A 16,518-nucleotide genomic window follows, 5' to 3' on the forward strand; every position below is an offset into this window, starting at 1 on the left:
ATTATTCTGGTGCCTGCGCTGCGCTTATGGCTGGCTGAACCAGCTGTCACGCTGCCAGTGGCGGCGCCACATCCACCCCAGCGTCAGGCCACGCAGCGCCAGAAACACCGTGATCGCCAGCCATAAACCGTGATTCCCTAACCACGGCAGCGTCAGCAAAGTGATACCGAAACCGGCTGCTGCCATGATCATGCTGTTACGCATTTCGCGGCCGCGTGTCGCGCCGATGAACATACCGTCCAGCAGATAACACCAGACGCCGATCAGCGGTAAAATTACCTGCCACAGCAGAAAGCGATCGGCCATCTCACGCAACGGTTGCAGCGAGGTAAGCAGCGCAACAATGTGCGGGCCGCTGAGCGCATAAATAAGCGCAAACAGCAGCGCAACGATACCCGCCTGACGACAGGCGGCATGCCAGATCAGCAGCAGCCGGCTGCGATCTTTTGCCCCTACCGCTTCACCCGAGCAGGCTTCCACCGCGTAAGCAAAGCCGTCCAGCGCATAGGCAGTAAACGTCAGGAACATCAACAGCACCGCATTAACCGCGACCACATCCGGTCCGATGCGTGCACCCAGCAGGGTCAGCGAGGCGAAGCAGATCTGCAGCATGAGCGAGCGCAGCATGATGTCACGATTAAGGCGAAATAACCGTGCCGCGTCACCGCGCCAGCTGTTTTTCAGCAGTTTGAAATCGATACCGCGCAGTTTCAGCACGCGCGCCACCATCCATAATCCCACTGCCAGCGTCACGTATTCGGCCAGCGCCGTGGCGGCGGCAGCACCGGCAACGCCCCAGTGCAGTTTCAGCACCAGCAGCAGATCGAGCAGGATGTTGACCAGGTTTCCGACAATCAGCAGAACCATCGGCGCACGCGCATACTGCACGCCCAGCAGCCAGCCGAGAATCACCAGGTTAGCCAGCGTAGCCGGTGCGCTCAGCCAGCGGATTTCAATGAAGATTTGCGCCTGCTGCTGGACTTCCGCGCTGCCGCCCATCAGCGTTGCCGCCAGGCTACTGACAGGAGAACGCAGCAGCGCCAGCAGCAACCCGGCGGCGAGGGCGATCAGCAGCGGCTGCATAAGTGCGCGCGCCAGTGCCTGTTTATCGCCGGCCCCGAAGGCCTGCGCGGTTAAACCGGTGGTGCTCATACGCAGAAACAGCAGCAGCATAAAGATGAAGCTGGTTGCCGTGGTGCCTACGGCCACGCCGCCGAGGTAGATCGGGCTATCAAGATGGCCAATCACGGCGGTATCGACCACGCCGAGCAGCGGCACGGTGATATTGGAGAGGATCATTGGCAACGCCAGTCGCCACAGCGCTTTATCAGAAGAGGAAAATAGCTGCATCAGCCCCATCCCGAGGGTTACGGTAGTCGGCCTGAGCGAGCGCCTTACGGGCCGGGAACAAAAGTATGATTAAAGCAGACTGCGGCCAGCGCGCGTGCGCCGCCGCAGCGGGGGAGATCAACCGGGTTTCAGAGCCACTCGCCGTTGCGCACGATGCCTACGGCCAGCCCTTCCACGGTCAGCGACTGTTCACGGGTATCCACGACAATCGGCTGGAAATCATTGTTTTCCGGCAGCAGCTGGACAATCGCGCCCTGCTTCTTCCAGCGTTTCACCGTGACTTCATCATCAATACGCGCAACCACCACCTGGCCATTGCGCACTTCCTGTGTTTTATGCACCGCGAGCAGATCACCGTCCATAATGCCGATATCTTTCATCGACATACCGCTGACGCGCAGCAGGAAATCGGCAGAGGGTTTGAACAGGTTGGCGTCAACCTGATAGTGGGCTTCGATATGTTCCTGCGCCAGCAGCGGTTCACCGGCGGCGACGCGACCGATCAGTGGCAGCCCTTCACTCGCCTCTTCTTCCATCAGCAGGCGGATACCGCGCGATGCACCGGAGACGATTTCAATGACACCTTTACGCGCCAGCGCTTTCAGGTGCTCTTCAGCAGCGTTAGGCGAGCGGAAGCCCAGTTGCGAAGCAATTTCAGCACGCGTTGGCGGCATGCCGGTCTGATTAATATGGTCGCGAATCAGGTCATAGACCTGTTGCTGCCTGCTAGTTAACGCTTTCATCCCGCCCCCTGGTTGTTTATACAGTCGCTGTGAGTATATACAGGTATTGGCGAAATGAAAACCGAAACAGAGGGAAAAATCAGCGGCTTGATGAATGTGGAATGTTTATCGCAAATGCGACCAAAGCAGCGCGATCCAGACAAACAGAGCCAGTAAGATAGCCAGCAGTACCGCCGCCGAGCCCATGTCTTTGGCGCGTCCCGCCAGCGGATGGCGCTCCTGACCAATACGGTCCACCACGGCTTCGATGGCACTATTAAGGATCTCAACAATGACCACCAGCACCACCGAGCCAATCAGCAACACACGCGTGATGGCATCGACATCCAGCCAGCAGGCGATGGCAACCGCGACCAGTGCGGCAATCGCTTCCTGGCGAAAAGCGGCTTCATGCTGCCAGGCAGCGCGCAGCCCCTGCCAGGAATAACCGGCGGCTTTAATGATTCTCAGGAAACCGGTGACGTTATTTGCCATGTTGTGGAACCCTTAACTGTTTTTGACGTCAATGTCTGGGCGCGCGAGGTGGCACAGCCACAGATCTTCGCCGCACTTTCTGGTATGCTTGCCGCGCTTTGCTAACAAGAGGCTTCAAGTTGTCTATGTCAGGTTGGCGTAAACTCTATTACAAATTGTTGAATTTACCACTCTCTATTTTGGTAAAAAGTAAGGTCATTCCGACCGATCCGATCTCGGAACACGGTATCGATCCGACCCGTCCGGTGATGTATGTTTTGCCTTATGATTCAAAGGCGGACCTGCTCACGCTACGCGCACAGTGCCTGAAGCACGACCTACCGGATCCGTTGGCGCCGCTGGAGATTGACGGCACCCTGCTGCCGCGCCACGTATTTATTCACGATGGGCCGCGCGTCTTCCCCTATTTCGTGGCGAACCCGGAGTCGGTCAAGCTGTTCCATGACTATCTCGATCTGCACCGCAACAATGCGGCGCTGGACGTACAGATGCTGCCGGTTTCCGTGATGTTTGGCCGGGCGCCAGGCCGTGAAATTCAGGGCGAACCGACGCCACATCTGCGTATTCTTAACGGTATACAGAAGTTCTTTGCCATCCTGTGGCACGGTCGCGACAGCTTTGTCCGCTTCTCGCCCACGGTTTCGCTGCGTCAGATGGCCACCGAACACGGTACCGATCAGTCGATCGCGCAGAAGCTGGCACGTGTCGCGCGCATTCATTTTGCCCGCCAGCGGCTGGCAGCCGTCGGCCCGCGTCTGCCGGCACGCCAGGATCTGTTCAACAAGCTGCTGCAGTCCAAAGCGATTGAGAAAGCGGTTGAAGACGAAGCGCGAAGCAAGAAGATTTCGCATGAAAAAGCGCAGCAGAACGCCATCGAAATGATGGAAGAAGTGGCGGCGGATTTCTCGTACGAAGCGATCCGCGTGACTGACCGTGTGATGGGCTGGCTGTGGAGTCGGCTCTATCAGGGCATTAACGTGCACGGCGGCGAACGCGTGCGCCAGCTGGCGCAGGATGGTCACGAAATTGTTTACGTGCCCTGCCACCGCAGCCACATGGATTATTTGCTGCTGTCCTACGTGCTCTATCATCAGGGCCTGGTGCCGCCGCACATTGCTGCCGGTATCAATCTCAATTTCTGGCCAGCCGGACCGATTTTCCGTCGCCTCGGTGCCTTCTTTATTCGTCGTACCTTCAAAGGCAACAAGCTCTACTCCACGGTGTTCCGCGAGTATCTGGGCGAGCTGTTCAGCCGCGGCTATTCAGTTGAGTATTTTGTTGAAGGCGGGCGCTCGCGTACTGGCCGTCTGCTCGACCCGAAAACCGGCACGCTTTCGATGACGTTACAGGCGCTGCTGCGCGGCGGCAGCCGTCCTATCACCTTTGTGCCGATCTACATCGGTTATGAGCACGTGATGGAAGTCGGCACTTATGCCAAAGAGCTGCGCGGTGCCGCAAAAGAGAAAGAGGGCTTCATGCAGATGGTGCGCGGCCTGCGCAAGCTGCGTAACCTCGGCCAGGGCTATGTGAACTTCGGTGAGCCGCTGTCGCTGGTTAACTATCTCAACAAACAGGTACCGGAGTGGCGCGACGCGATTGACCCTATCGATCCCCAGCGTCCGGCGTGGATGACGCCGGTGGTGAATGATATCGCGGCACGTCTGATGGTACGCATCAACGAAGCCGGCGCGGCCAACGCCATGAACCTGTGCGTGACCGCGCTGCTGGCATCGCGCCAGCGTTCGCTGACGCGTGAACAGCTGACGGAACAGCTGGAGTGCTACACCCAGCTGCTGCGCAATGTGCCGTACTCACCCGAGTCAACCGTGCCGGATCTCAGCGCTGAAGCGCTGCTCGATCACGCCATGGGCATGAACAAGTTCGAGACCGAGCAGGACAGTATTGGCGAGATCATCATTCTGCCGCGCGAGCAGGCGGTGCTGATGACCTACTACCGCAACAACATCCACCATATGCTGGTGATGCCGTCGCTGATTGCCGCTATCGTGCAGCAGCATCGGGAGATCAGCGAGGCGGAACTGCTGCGTCAGGTCAGCCTGGTCTATCCAATGCTGAAGAGCGAACTGTTCCTGCGCTGGGACAGTGTTGAACTGCCGGCCCTGCTGAATGCGCTCTGCGCCGAAATGGCGCGGCAGGGGCTGATCACCGTACAGGAAGGCCAGCTGAAAATGAGTGCGGCACGTTATCGTACGCTGCAGCTGCTGGCGGCCGGGATTCGTGAAACGCTGCAGCGTTTCGCCATCACCTTCGCCATTCTCAGCGCCAAGCCGACCATTAACCGTGGCACGCTGGAGAAAGAGAGCCGCACGCTGGCTCAGCGTCTGTCAGTGCTGCACGGTATCAATGCGCCGGAGTTCTTCGACAAGGCGGTCTTTACCGCGCTGGTGCTGTCGCTGCGTGATGAAGGCTATATCAGTGATTCCGGTGATGCGGATGCTGAACGTACCAATATGATGTGGCAGATGCTGGCCGAACTGGTCACCAGCGATGTCCGTCTGACCATTGAGAGTGCCGTGGCGCACGACTAATGGGCGACTGAAAACCGCGGCGCATCTGTCACACGCCAGATTGCGTCGCGGTTTTCGTTGTCAGAATTCAGACGCGGAAAGAACGCGCTTCCCACTGCGGCGACCGACGCACCGCCGGGGTTAATCACCCCACCATCAGAACAGCGCAACAAACGGCTGGGTATTGAGCAGCACGCCAATAAACAGCACCAGGCCAACGTAGTTGTTGTTGAGGAATGCCTGGAAGCACAGCTCACGTTCACGCCCGGCAATCAGTTTCTGCTGATGCACAAACAGCCCGCCCGCCAGCAGCAGCGACCAGTAAAACGCACCGTTCAGATGCAGTAAAATGCCCACCAGCGCCATCAGGCCCAGCGCGGCCAGCTGTAACAGCCCGATAATCAGCTTGTCGTAACGCCCAAACAGAATCGCCGTCGATTTCACGCCAATCTTCAGATCGTCGTCGCGGTCAACCATGGCGTACTGGGTGTCATAAGCCACCGTCCAGCAAATATTGGCGAGAAACACCAGCCAGCAGACAAAGGGTAAGGACTCACTAACCGCCGCCCAGCCCATCGGAATCGCCCAGCCAAACGCTGCGCCCAGCACCACCTGCGGCAGATGGGTATAGCGCTTCATAAAGGGATAAACCCACGCCAGCGCCAGCCCGCCAAATGACAGCAGAATGGTCATGCGGTTCATGGTCAGCACCAGCAGGAACGCCAGCAGACCGAGGCCGGCGAACAGCAGCTTCGCCTCTTTCTCCGTTACCGCGCCGCTGGCTAACGGTCGCGCGGCGGTGCGTTTCACGTGGCCGTCGACGTTACGGTCGGCATAATCGTTGATCACGCAGCCCGCCGCACGCATCACAAACACGCCGAGGACGAACACCACCAGCACCGACAGCGGCGGAATCGCCATGCCGGATAGCCACAGCGCCCACAGTGTCGGCCACAGCAGCAGCAGCGTGCCAATCGGTTTATCAATACGCATCAGGCGACTATAGGCCTGCCATTTGCTCATGGTTAAAGTCTTTTGCACGGGGCGTTATCCTTGCTTCAGCGCGCGGTACAGCGGCGACGCCGGTAAAAACAGTTCAGTTAACAGCAGCGGTTTGCCGGACAGGCGCAGCCGCGAGCGACGTCCCCACAGGTCATCAATCTGGCCCGGATCGATAAAATCGCGGCTCAGCGTCGAGGAGGAAAACAGGTAGCGTCCCAGCGGTCGCGTGCCGAGATTTTGCAGCATCTGTTCCGGGCCGTTCAGTGTGCTCTCAGGCACCACGGTACGGCCAATCAGCCAGGGTTCATTGTCACCGCACAGCACGATTTCACGCAGCCAGAAGCGCGTGTCGGCAGGCAGAAACGCCGCTTCCTGCGGCATCTCATCGGCGGTAATGAACGCTTCCCGCAGCAGTTGTACGGTAACCTGCTGGCAGTGCTGCTCAAAGCGGCGCGTCATTGAGTCTTCTTCCAGCAGCCAGTCAAGCAGCGGCGGTGAAAGTAACGGGGAAGAGGCTGGCAGCCAGTGCAGTGCGCGTAACTGGCGCAGCGCGTCATGCGACATCAGGACATCTCCGGTAAAAAAGTTGCCCTAGTGTAGCGCACCGCGCTCAGCGTGACACATCTGCTTGTGCCACGCTGGCGTCGCGGGAGGAATTACTCGCGTTTCAGGCGGTTACTGTTGGCCAGCCACAGCGTCACCACCAGAATCAAAATGGCCGCCGAGTAGCACAACGTATCGAAAGGATTTTTATGGTCGACAATGATTAGACGAATAATCGCCGTGATCCCGATATAGACGAAGTAGCGCAGCGGAAAGTGAAAGCCGGACTGAAAATACTTCACAATCAGCGCGATAAACTCGAAATAGAGAAAGTAGATCACAATGCCTTCGATCAGCAGATACGAGGACGCCTGCTCACCGGTGCTGAACAGCACATTCGCCAGGTGAATGGTCTCTTTACCAAGAAACACCACCAGAATAACGGCCAGAATCACCAGGCCAATGTTCAGTACCCACTGTAATACCGAAGCAATAAGCTGCCCCGCCGCTGGTTTTGTTGTCATTATTTTGCGCCTCAGATGACGAGATTCTTCTGGCGCTATCATGCTGTAATGTGATCTAAATCACAATACATCACACCTCAACATCAACACACAGCGCGTCATAACGCCAGTACTCGCAGTCGCAGTCAATCACCCGCTTATGCTGGTCACGGTTGATACGCGTGATCAGCAGGCCGGGCGTACCGCTCGCCACGTTCAGTGCGGGCGCCGCCCGCGCCGGTAGCGGGCCGGGTACAATAGTAAATCGCGCACCGCCGTAGTGAATGCCGTAGCGCTGGTCATACAAATCGGTCAGCGAGCGGGTGAGATCTTCACGCAGCAGGCCAGGAAAGAAGGCCGGATTGAGGTAGTGCTCGACGTACAGCACCGCGCGGCCATCAATGCGGCGCAAGCGGCGAATGCGGTACACCTGATCGCCTTCCAGCAGTTGCAGATGACGCGCAATTGCCAGCTGCGCCGGCACCTCGCGCGCCTCCATCACCTCAGTGCTGGCAATGCGCCCCTGCTGCAGCGCCATGGCGTGAAAGTGGCTGTGATGTGCCGGGTTATAGATGAGGCGCGGCGGCGCAATAAACCAGCCGCGCCGCAGTTCGCGGTAGATGACGCCCTGCGCTTCCAGCAGGCCAAGCGCTTCACGCAGCGTGATGCGCGTGGTGGAATATTGTTCGCTCAACGCGCGCTCGGCCGGCAATCGTCTGGTGACAAACTCTCCGTTTTCAATCCGTTCGCATAGTGCGGCGGCGATCACATCTGCGGTTTTCGACGACATTTTTTTAGCCTCATTTTGGGGCAAATCTGCACTATGACAGTTCGATGACTACAATGTGACAAGGCACATCCCACGCTTTAGCGCGCTGTAACCGCATGTGGAACGACGCGCCACATCCCATTTCAACACCCCGGTCATAAAACCTTCATCTATCCGGGCTACATTGGCTCGGTTCTTGCTGGACTAGACCACGACGACCCACAACTTACACCCGGAGCAACCGAGATGAAAGCGTTTATCTCTTCTGTAGTAGCCAGTGCCGTTCTGCTTGCGCTGCCCGCCGCGCAGGCCGCCGATAACGATCTTGCCGCGCTGGAAAAAGCCGCGCGCGCCGAAGGCCAGGTTAACAGCGTCGGTATGCCTGACACCTGGGCCAACTGGAAAGATACCTGGAACGATCTCAGCACCAAATACGGTCTCAAGCACAGCGATACCGATATGTCTTCGGCGCAGGAGCTGGCGAAGTTTGCCGCCGAGCAGGATAACGCCAGCGCCGATATCGGCGACGTGGGCGCCGCTTTCGGTCCGATTGCCGTCACCAAAGGCGTGGCGCAACCTTACAAACCGACGCACTGGGATCAGATTCCGGCATGGGCGAAAGACGCCGATGGCAACTGGATGCTGGCCTACACCGGCACCATCGCTTTCCTGATCGACAAGCAGCAGGTGAAAGACGCACCGCACAGCTGGGCCGATCTGAAAAAAGGTAAGTATGTGGTCACTATCGGCGACGTCGGCACGGCTGCTCAGGCGGCAAACGGCGTCCTCGCCGCCAGCTATGCGCTGGGCGGTGACGAGAAGAACATCAAGCCGGCGCTGGCGCTCTTTGGCGAGCTGGCGAAACAGGGCCGCCTTGGCGTGACCGACCCGGTGATCGCCAACATCGAAAAAGGTGAGATTCAGGTCGCCGTGGTGTGGGACTTCAACGGCCTGAACTACCGCGATCAGATTGATAAAAATCGCTACGAAGTGGTGATTCCGTCGGACGGGTCCGTGACTTCTGGCTACACCACCATTATCAACAAATACGCCCGCCACCCGAACGCGGCGAAGCTGGCGCGTGAATACATTCTGTCGGATGAGGGCCAGATCAACCTGGCGAAAGGTTATGCGCGCCCGATTCGCGCCGAGCATTTAACGCTGCCGGCAGACGTGCAGGCCAAACTGCTGCCGCAGTCGGAATATAAAAATGCCCGTCCGATCAAAGATCAGGCTGCCTGGGATAAGACCTCAAAACTGCTGCCGCGCCTGTGGCAGGAGAATGTGGTTATTAACATGAAGCAGTAACGCAGACGTTTTGCCAGTCGCACATACCGTAGCGGCGCGATGTATCGCGCATCCGTTTTCCGGCAATGCGCAATACATTGCGCCGCTACCTATCACCAATTTTTACAGGGTGCGCATTCATGCGCACCTGAGGGAGCGGGGATGAAAACAATCCTGGTGGTACTCGATGGGCTGAGTAATCAGGTGGCGCAGCACGCCATGGGCTATCTGTTTGCCGAATGCAAACAGGGCAACGGCCACTATTACACGCTGACCTGCGAACTGCCGTCGCTGTCGCGTCCGCTGTACGAATGCATTCTGACCGGCATTCCGCCGGTGCGCAGCGGCATCATTCACAACGGCGTCAATCGCCTGAGCAATCAGCGCAGCATCTTCCACTACGCGCGCGACGCCGGACTCACTACCGCCGCTGCCGCTTATCACTGGGTGAGCGAACTGTATAACCGCTCGCCGTTCAACGCTGCGCGCGATCGCCACACTAACGCGCCCGACCTGCCGATCCAGTACGGCCATTTCTACTGGGACGACGGTTACCCCGACTCGCATCTGTTCGAGGATGCCGAAAGCCTGCGCCTGCAGCACGATCCCGATTTCCTGCTGATTCACCCAATGAACATCGACGATGCCGGGCACAAGCACAGCCTGTCTTCTCCGCAGTACCGTAACCGGGCACGAATGGCGGATGGCTATCTGTCGCAGTGGATGCCCGGCTGGCTGGCCGCCGGTTATCAGGTGATTGTCACTGCCGACCACGGCATGAACGACGATCGCTCGCACGGCGGTATTCTGCCGGAAGAGACGCAGGTGCCGCTGTTTGTTTTTGGCCGCGGCTTCTCGCTGCAGCCCGACCTGGAACCGCAGCAAACCGACCTGTGCGGCACCGTCTGCACCCTGCTCGGCGTCCCGCACGACAAACCGCTGTGTCGCGGTCTGCTGGCGGAGCCGCGCTGATGAAGGGCAAAACCCTGGCCTCGCTGTTGCTGCTGCCGTTCGTGCTGTTCTGGATCGCCTTCCAGCTCGCGCCGCTGCTGTGGATTGCCATCAACAGCTTCTGGAGCGATATCAATGAGCGCTGGGGCATCGATAACTACAGCGATATCCTCACTTCACCGTTCTACCTGCAGGCCTTTCGCCTGTCGCTGGATATTTCGCTGCGGTCGAGCGTTTACGGCCTGCTGATCGCGCTGCTTGCCGGTTATTCGCTGCACAAGCTCGGCACCGGGCGTTTTCAGCGCTTTTTGCTGTCGTTCACCAATATGACCAGCAACTTCGCCGGCGTGCCGCTGGCCTTCGCCTTTGTCATCCTGCTCGGACTGAACGGCTGCCTGACGCTGCTGCTGCGCCACTACGGCTGGCTGGACAGCTTTAAGCTGTTTTCGCGCGACGGCATGGTGCTGGTTTACACCTGGTTCCAGATTCCGCTCGGTATTCTGCTGCTCTACCCGGCGTTTGACGGGCTGCGTAAAGACTGGGAAGAGTCGGCGGCACTGCTCGGTGCCAGCCGCTGGCGCTACTGGTGGCACATCGGCCTGCCGATTCTGTTTCCGGCACTGCTCGGCACCTTTGTAATTTTGCTGGCCAACGCGCTGGGCGCCTACGCCACCATTTACGCGCTGACCACCGGCAACTTCAACGTGGTGCCGGTGCGCATCGCCGCGCTGGTGTCAGGCGATATCTCGCTCGATCCCAATACCGGCGGCGCGCTGGCGATGCTGCTGGTGCTGATTATGGCGCTGATTACCGTGGTGCAGCAGTATCTGGTGCGTCGCAGCTATCTGCATGCCCGCGTACAGGAGTCCTGACATGTCTCGCGTCGAAAAACTCTACCATCGCCTGATTGTCTGGCTGCTGCTGATTGTGCTCGCCGCACCGCTGCTGGCGACGCTGCTGTACGGCATCTCCAGCGAGTGGAGCGATACCATTCTGCCGCAGGGCTTTACCCTGAAGTGGCTGACGCAGCTGTGGAGCGATCCGCGCTTCCTCACCGCGCTCGGTCATTCACTGCTGATCTGCGTGGGTGCGCTGCTGTTCTCCCTTCTGCTGGTGCTGCCTGCGATGTTTGTAATCGCTTACTACTATCCAAAACTGGACGCGGTGATGAACGTGCTGATTCTGATGCCGTTTGCCGTGCCGCCGGTGGTCTCGTCGGTCGGGCTGCTGCAGCTCTACTCCTCAGGCCCGCTGATGCTGACCGGCACGCCATGGATTCTCATCGGCTGTTACTTCACCATTGCGTTGCCGTTTATCTACCGCGCCATTGCCAACAACATGCAGGCCATCAACCTGAAAGAGCTGATTGACGCGGCTCATCTGCTGGGCGCCAGCACCTGGCAGGCAGCTCTGTTTGTGGTGCTGCCAAATCTGCGCAAAGGGGTGTTCATTGCCGTGTTGCTCTCCTTCTCCTTTCTGATAGGTGAGTTTGTCTTTGCTAACCTGCTGGTCGGCACCCGCTATGAAACGCTGCAGGTTTATCTCTACAACATGCGCAACGGCAGCGGGCATTTCACCAGCGCGCTGGTGATCTCTTATTTTGCGGTTGTCCTGCTGGTCACCTGGCTGGCCAATGCCCTCAATCCTGAACGAGGCTGACCATGAGTTACCTGAACGTTACCCAACTGAATAAAAGTTATGGCCCCACCACCATTTTTGAAAACATCGATTTCAGCGCCGACGAAGGTGAGTTTGTCACCCTGCTCGGCCCGAGCGGCTGCGGCAAGTCAACGCTGCTGCGCTGCATCGCCGGCCTGACCGATGTCGACAGCGGCACCATTCTGCTGCAGGGCCAGGATCTGGTGCCGTTGCCGCCGCAGAAACGTACCATTGGCATGGTGTTCCAGAGCTATGCGCTGTTTCCCAATATGACGGTAGAGAAGAACGTCGCGTTTGGCCTGAAGATGCAGAAACTGGCCGCCGGCGAGATTCAGCAACGCGTGATGGAAGCGCTGGCGCTGGTGGAGCTGACCGACTTCGCGCGCCGCTATCCGCACCAGCTGTCGGGCGGTCAGTGTCAGCGCGTGGCGCTGGCGCGTTCGCTGGTGACGCGGCCGCGCCTGCTGCTGCTGGATGAACCGCTGTCGGCGCTGGACGCCCGCATTCGCCGCCATCTGCGCGAGCAGATTCGCCACATTCAGCAGGAGCTGAAGCTGACCACCATTTTTGTCACCCACGATCAGGAAGAGGCGCTGACGCTGTCGGACCGTATTGTGCTGATGAATCGCGGTCGCATTGTGCAAAACGGCAACGCGGAAACGCTCTATACCCAGCCGGTGGATCTGTTCGCCGCGGGCTTTATTGGTAACTACAACCTGCTGAGCGCCGAACAGGCAACGCAGCTGACCGGCCAGCCGTTCAGCGGCCAGGTGGCGATTCGTCCGGAATCCATCCAGCTGTGCGCACCGCAGGCAGGCATCGCGGCCACCATTCTCAGCCATAGCCTGCTCGGGAACGTGATCCGCTATCGCGTGCTGGCGAATCAGGTCGAGTTGTCGGTGGATGTGCTCAACCGCAGCGTGGCAGATTTACACCCCGCCGGCATGCAGATTGGACTACAGTTAGAGATGTCGACGTTGCGCCAGGTCGCTTAAATTAAACGAAAAATTGGCAACGCAGCGCGACGCAGGTATTTATCGGCTGTGCTTATCGCCAGGCAGGCAGCCGCCTGTTTTCTGCCTGGCGCATAGGAGCCTTTATTCGTGCTAACCCTGCTTAACCTTCTCTCCGCCGTCGCCCTGCTGGTATGGGGCACCCACATTGTCCGCACCGGCGTGATGCGCGTATACGGTGCCGATCTGCGTCGCGTGTTAAGCCGCAGCGTGGAAAAAAAACCGATGGCGTTTCTTGCCGGGATTGGCGTTACCGCGCTGGTGCAGAGCAGTAACGCCACCACGTTATTAGTCACCTCGTTTGTGGCGCAGAATCTGGTCAGCCTGACGCCCGCGCTGGTGGTGGTGCTGGGAGCCGACGTCGGTACCGCCATCATGGCGCGCATCCTGACCTTCGATCTCTCCTGGCTGTCGCCGCTGTTTATCTTTTTTGGCGTGGTATTTTTCCTCAGCCGCAAACAGACGCGCGCCGGCCAGATCGGACGCGCGGCCATCGGCCTCGGGCTGATTCTGCTGGCGCTGCAGCTGATTGTCGCCGCCGCCAAACCCATTACGCAGGCCGCTGGCGTACAGGTGCTGTTCTCGACGCTGACCGGCGATATCATGCTGGATGCGCTGATTGGCGCGGTATTCGCCATCATCAGCTACTCAAGCCTGGCTGCGGTGCTGATTACCGCCACGCTGACCGCCACCGGCGTTATCTCGTTCAAAGTGGCGCTGTGTCTGGTGATTGGCGCTAACCTCGGCAGCGGCTTGCTGGCGATGATCAACGCCAGCGGATCGAATGCTGCCGGCAAGCGGGTGGCGCTCGGCAGCCTGTTGTTCAAGCTGATTGGCAGCATCGTTATTTTGCCGTTTGTCGATTACATCGCCGATCTGCTGGATAAGCTGCCGGTTAACGATGAAGAGATGGTGATCTTCTTCCACGTGTTCTACAACCTGGTGCGCTGTCTGGTAATGGTGCCGTTTGCCGAACCGATGGCGCGCCTGTGCCGCCGCATGATCGCCGACGATGCGGAAAACCAGACCCATCTCAAACCTAAGCACCTCGACAGCAGCGCGCTGGATACCCCGGCGCTGGCGCTGGCCAACGCGGCGCGGGAGACACTGCGCATTGGCGATGTGGTGGAGCAGATGCTGGAGAGCTTCAACAAGGTGGTGATGGGCGAACTGCGCGAGGAGCGCGCAGTGCGGCGGCTGGATGATGATGTGGATGTGCTGTACACCGCCATTAAGCTCTATCTGGCGCGCATGCCGAAGGAGGACCTGGCGGAAGAGGATTCACGCCGCTGGGCCGAGGTGATTGAGATGGCGCTGAATCTGGAGCAGGCAGGCGACATTATCGAACGCATGAGCGCCGACGTGGCGGACAAATCGCTGCAGGCGCGCCGGGCGTTTTCGCCGGAAGGGCTGGAAGAGCTGAATTCGCTGCAGGAGCAGGTGTTAAGCAACCTGCGCCTGAGCCTGTCGGTGTTTCTGTCGCACGACGTCACCAGCGCGAAGCGCCTGCGCCGTGCCAAGCACCGTTTCCGCATCCTGATTCGCCGTTATTCCCACGCCCACGTCGAGCGCCTGCATCGGCAGAATGTGCAAAGCATCGAAACCAGTTCGCTGCATTTAGGTTTGCTGGGAGATATGAAGCGCCTGAATTCGCTGTTCTGTGCGGTGGCGTACACCGTGCTGGACCAGCCGGACGATGAGCGCGAGGTGGATTAATCATTTTTACAACGCGCGATAAATCGCGCCGCTACAGGCTGTGCATTAATCTGTAACGGCGCAATTTATTGCGCATTGCCATTACGACAACAAACTAAACGCGATCATCCCGACGATGGCGCCGGTGGTGCCGAGAATCGTCTCCATCAGCGTCCAGGTCTTCAGCGTCTCGCCTTCGGTGGCACCGGTGAAGCGACCGAACAGCCAGAAACCGGCATCGTTGACGTGGCTGATAATAATCGAGCCGCCGCCGATGCAGATCGACAGCGCCGCCAGCTGCGCACCGCTGTAATGCAACGGTTCAATCACCGGCATCACCAGCCCGACGGTGGTTAAACAGGCCACCGTGGCCGAGCCCTGAATCACCCGAATCGCGCCGGAGAGAATAAAACAGGCCAGCGCAATCGGCATGCCGGCACCGGTCAGCGCGTGGCCCAGCACCGGGCCAACGCCGGAATCCACCAGCACCTGCTTGAACACGCCGCCCGCGCCAATCACCAGCAGGATAATCCCCGCCGGCTGCAGCGCACTGCCGCATACCTGCATCACCTTCTCTTTATCCATGCCCTGACGGTAAGCCAGGCCGTAAATCGCCACCAGCAGCGCCAGCAGGATGGCGGTAAACGGATGGCCGATAAACTCCAGCCACGCATACAGACGTGTATCCGGTGTGGTAAAGCGCGCGCCGATGGTTTTCAGCCCGACCAGCAGCAGCGGGAACAGAATCAGCGACAGGCTAAAGCCAAACGACGGCAGCTGGCCCTCGCTGACGTCCGGCTGATGATCTTCCGGCGGCGCGCTGAACGTCACATGGCGCGCAATCAGGTTGCCGAACAGCGGACCGGCAATCAGCATGCCGGGAATCGCCGCGCACAGCCCCAGCAGGATCATCCAGCCAAAGTCAGCGTGCATCTGCGCCGCCAGCAGCATCGGTGCCGGTCCGGGTAGCAAAAAGGCCGCCGCGGCGGCGACGCCGGCAAACAGCGGGATCACCAGTTTAACCAGATTATCGTGGGTACGACGTGCCACCGCGAAGGCGATGCTGATCAACAACACTACGGCCACTTCAAAGAACAGCGGCAGCGCACAGATCAGCCCGGCAATGCCCATCGCATAGTGCGCGCGCCGTTCGCCAAAGGTTTTCAGCATGCGAATGGCGATCTGATCGACCGCACCGGTTTCGTGCAGAATTTTGCCGAACATGGCGCCCAGCGCCACCACAATGGCGAGAAAGCCGAGCGTGCCGCCCATGCCCTTTTGCATGGTCTCAGCAATTTTATCCAGCGGCATACCGGAGAACAAACCGGCCCCCATCGACACTAACATCAGAGCGACAAAGGCGTGCATACGCGCTTTCATCACCAAAAACAGCAGCAGCAGGACAGAGCCTGCTGCGGTTAACACCAGCGTTGCGGTACTCATGACTAGCCCTTGTTGATTGCGCCCTCGATGGTCGCAACCGTGGCCGCAACTACCTCATCCAGTGAGTGATTGATATCGACAACCAGCACATCCGGCTCGTCGGCACCCGGTTCCTGCAGGGTTTCAAACTGTGTCACCAGCATCTGCGGTTTGAAGAAGTGGCCTTTGCGTGCCTTGAGACGAGACTCAATGGTGGCAAAATCGCCCTTCAGATAGATGAATTTCAGGTTGTGATTGCCCTGACGCAGGATGTCGCGATAGGACTTTTTCAGTGCCGAACAGACGATAATCGAGATCGCCTGGGTGCGCTGCATCGCGAACGCCGCATCATTCAGCGCCTGCAGCCACGGCTGGCGATCGTCGTCGTTCAGCGGATGGCCTTCCGCCATTTTGGTGATGTTGCTGCGCGGATGCAGGAAATCACCATCCAGAAATGCGGTGCTGAGCTGATGAGACACCTGATTGGCGACGGCAGACTTTCCGCTGCCGGAAACACCCATCAGGATAAAGACGTGGTGCGATGGAGATGGCGTGGTCATGGTTTTGCGCTCCGGCAGT

16 protein-coding genes are annotated in these 16,518 nt (G+C 58.9%); 7 read left to right on the forward strand and 9 right to left on the reverse strand.

Features of this window, described 5'->3' with window-relative positions:
* Positions 1-24: 24 nt before the first annotated feature.
* The 3 genes from dinF to ABVR31_RS17650 all read right to left on the reverse strand — a co-directional run bounded on the left by dinF (position 25) and on the right by ABVR31_RS17650 (position 2,567).
* A complete protein-coding gene (gene dinF, locus ABVR31_RS17640; RefSeq protein ID WP_372773693.1) occupies positions 25-1,350 on the reverse strand; it encodes an MATE family efflux transporter DinF in 1,326 nt (441 codons plus the stop codon).
* A 128-nt stretch (positions 1,351-1,478) separates the two neighbouring features.
* Positions 1,479-2,093, reverse strand: coding sequence for a transcriptional repressor LexA (gene lexA, locus ABVR31_RS17645; RefSeq protein ID WP_031279762.1), 615 nt, complete (start codon positions 2,091-2,093; stop codon positions 1,479-1,481).
* A gap of 105 nt (positions 2,094-2,198) precedes the next feature.
* The gene (locus ABVR31_RS17650) at positions 2,199-2,567 is read right to left on the reverse strand and encodes a diacylglycerol kinase (RefSeq protein WP_021507859.1); all 369 of its coding nucleotides are present in this window, start codon (positions 2,565-2,567) and stop codon (positions 2,199-2,201) included.
* Positions 2,568-2,692: 125 nt separating this feature from the next.
* Here ABVR31_RS17650 and plsB point away from each other — a divergent pair, with 125 nt between their 5' ends.
* Positions 2,693-5,116 carry a glycerol-3-phosphate 1-O-acyltransferase PlsB gene (gene plsB / locus ABVR31_RS17655; RefSeq protein WP_315658546.1) on the forward strand — a complete coding sequence of 808 codons (2,424 nt, stop codon included), beginning with the start codon at positions 2,693-2,695 and terminating at the stop codon, positions 5,114-5,116.
* Between the two features lie 135 nt (positions 5,117-5,251).
* Here the strand turns inward: plsB and ubiA are convergent, their stop codons facing one another.
* The 4 genes from ubiA to ABVR31_RS17675 all read right to left on the reverse strand — a co-directional run bounded on the left by ubiA (position 5,252) and on the right by ABVR31_RS17675 (position 7,933).
* A complete protein-coding gene (ubiA, locus tag ABVR31_RS17660; RefSeq protein ID WP_176428066.1) occupies positions 5,252-6,118 on the reverse strand; it encodes a 4-hydroxybenzoate octaprenyltransferase in 867 nt (288 codons plus the stop codon).
* A 24-nt stretch (positions 6,119-6,142) separates the two neighbouring features.
* A complete protein-coding gene (gene ubiC, locus ABVR31_RS17665; protein ID WP_010616617.1) occupies positions 6,143-6,661 on the reverse strand; it encodes a chorismate lyase in 519 nt (172 codons plus the stop codon).
* 92 nt (positions 6,662-6,753) lie between these two features.
* Positions 6,754-7,164, reverse strand: a complete 411-nt coding sequence (gene psiE, locus ABVR31_RS17670) for a phosphate-starvation-inducible protein PsiE (protein WP_141496159.1) — start codon at positions 7,162-7,164, stop codon at positions 6,754-6,756.
* A gap of 70 nt (positions 7,165-7,234) precedes the next feature.
* A complete protein-coding gene (locus tag ABVR31_RS17675) occupies positions 7,235-7,933 on the reverse strand; it encodes a UTRA domain-containing protein (protein WP_021507862.1) in 699 nt (232 codons plus the stop codon).
* A gap of 225 nt (positions 7,934-8,158) precedes the next feature.
* Between ABVR31_RS17675 and ABVR31_RS17680 the strand changes: the two genes are divergently transcribed.
* The 6 genes from ABVR31_RS17680 to ABVR31_RS17705 all read left to right on the forward strand — a co-directional run bounded on the left by ABVR31_RS17680 (position 8,159) and on the right by ABVR31_RS17705 (position 14,538).
* Positions 8,159-9,220, forward strand: coding sequence for an ABC transporter substrate-binding protein (locus ABVR31_RS17680; RefSeq protein WP_372773697.1), 1,062 nt, complete (start codon positions 8,159-8,161; stop codon positions 9,218-9,220).
* 141 nt (positions 9,221-9,361) lie between these two features.
* Positions 9,362-10,171 (forward strand): alkaline phosphatase family protein, encoded by an 810-nt coding sequence (locus ABVR31_RS17685; protein ID WP_058770008.1) that lies wholly within the window; start codon positions 9,362-9,364, stop codon positions 10,169-10,171.
* Positions 10,171-11,022 carry an ABC transporter permease gene (locus tag ABVR31_RS17690; RefSeq protein WP_372773700.1) on the forward strand — a complete coding sequence of 284 codons (852 nt, stop codon included), beginning with the start codon at positions 10,171-10,173 and terminating at the stop codon, positions 11,020-11,022. The genes ABVR31_RS17685 and ABVR31_RS17690 overlap by 1 nt, the downstream gene beginning before the upstream one ends.
* A 1-nt stretch (position 11,023) precedes the next feature.
* Positions 11,024-11,809, forward strand: a complete 786-nt coding sequence (locus tag ABVR31_RS17695; protein ID WP_058757571.1) for an ABC transporter permease — start codon at positions 11,024-11,026, stop codon at positions 11,807-11,809.
* A 2-nt stretch (positions 11,810-11,811) separates the two neighbouring features.
* On the forward strand, positions 11,812-12,804 hold the full coding sequence (locus ABVR31_RS17700; RefSeq protein ID WP_372773702.1) for an ABC transporter ATP-binding protein: 993 nt from the start codon (positions 11,812-11,814) through the stop codon (positions 12,802-12,804).
* A gap of 108 nt (positions 12,805-12,912) precedes the next feature.
* Positions 12,913-14,538: a Na/Pi cotransporter family protein gene (locus ABVR31_RS17705; RefSeq protein ID WP_031279764.1), complete on the forward strand. Its 1,626-nt coding sequence runs from the start codon at positions 12,913-12,915 to the stop codon at positions 14,536-14,538.
* 81 nt (positions 14,539-14,619) lie between these two features.
* Here ABVR31_RS17705 and gntU read toward each other — a convergent pair whose 3' ends face one another.
* Together gntU and gntK are read right to left on the reverse strand one after the other, a co-directional pair.
* Complete coding sequence (gntU, locus tag ABVR31_RS17710; RefSeq protein ID WP_058757574.1) at positions 14,620-15,960, reverse strand: gluconate transporter; 1,341 nt, start codon at positions 15,958-15,960, stop codon at positions 14,620-14,622.
* Between the two features lie 2 nt (positions 15,961-15,962).
* On the reverse strand, positions 15,963-16,499 hold the full coding sequence (gntK, locus tag ABVR31_RS17715; protein WP_010615889.1) for a gluconokinase: 537 nt from the start codon (positions 16,497-16,499) through the stop codon (positions 15,963-15,965).
* Between the last annotated feature and the right edge of the window lie 19 nt (positions 16,500-16,518).

The sequence above is a fragment of the Pantoea sp. WEP genome (genome assembly GCF_041678305.1).
Taxonomy (GTDB): domain Bacteria; phylum Pseudomonadota; class Gammaproteobacteria; order Enterobacterales; family Enterobacteriaceae; genus Pantoea; species Pantoea dispersa.

Excerpts from the sequence above, each read along its gene's own strand:
- dinF (WP_372773693.1), bottom strand. The coding sequence starts at position 1,350 with ATGCAGCTATTTTCCTCTTCTGATAAAGCGCTGTGGCGACTGGCGTTG.
- lexA (WP_031279762.1), bottom strand. The coding sequence starts at position 2,093 with ATGAAAGCGTTAACTAGCAGGCAGCAACAGGTCTATGACCTGATTCGC.
- ABVR31_RS17650 (WP_021507859.1), bottom strand. The coding sequence starts at position 2,567 with ATGGCAAATAACGTCACCGGTTTCCTGAGAATCATTAAAGCCGCCGGT.
- plsB (WP_315658546.1), top strand. The coding sequence starts at position 2,693 with ATGTCAGGTTGGCGTAAACTCTATTACAAATTGTTGAATTTACCACTC.
- ubiA (WP_176428066.1), bottom strand. The coding sequence starts at position 6,118 with ATGAGCAAATGGCAGGCCTATAGTCGCCTGATGCGTATTGATAAACCG.
- ubiC (WP_010616617.1), bottom strand. The coding sequence starts at position 6,661 with ATGTCGCATGACGCGCTGCGCCAGTTACGCGCACTGCACTGGCTGCCA.
- psiE (WP_141496159.1), bottom strand. The coding sequence starts at position 7,164 with ATGACAACAAAACCAGCGGCGGGGCAGCTTATTGCTTCGGTATTACAG.
- ABVR31_RS17675 (WP_021507862.1), bottom strand. The coding sequence starts at position 7,933 with ATGTCGTCGAAAACCGCAGATGTGATCGCCGCCGCACTATGCGAACGG.
- ABVR31_RS17680 (WP_372773697.1), top strand. The coding sequence starts at position 8,159 with ATGAAAGCGTTTATCTCTTCTGTAGTAGCCAGTGCCGTTCTGCTTGCG.
- ABVR31_RS17685 (WP_058770008.1), top strand. The coding sequence starts at position 9,362 with ATGAAAACAATCCTGGTGGTACTCGATGGGCTGAGTAATCAGGTGGCG.
- ABVR31_RS17690 (WP_372773700.1), top strand. The coding sequence starts at position 10,171 with ATGAAGGGCAAAACCCTGGCCTCGCTGTTGCTGCTGCCGTTCGTGCTG.
- ABVR31_RS17695 (WP_058757571.1), top strand. The coding sequence starts at position 11,024 with ATGTCTCGCGTCGAAAAACTCTACCATCGCCTGATTGTCTGGCTGCTG.
- ABVR31_RS17700 (WP_372773702.1), top strand. The coding sequence starts at position 11,812 with ATGAGTTACCTGAACGTTACCCAACTGAATAAAAGTTATGGCCCCACC.
- gntU (WP_058757574.1), bottom strand. The coding sequence starts at position 15,960 with ATGAGTACCGCAACGCTGGTGTTAACCGCAGCAGGCTCTGTCCTGCTG.
- gntK (WP_010615889.1), bottom strand. The coding sequence starts at position 16,499 with ATGACCACGCCATCTCCATCGCACCACGTCTTTATCCTGATGGGTGTT.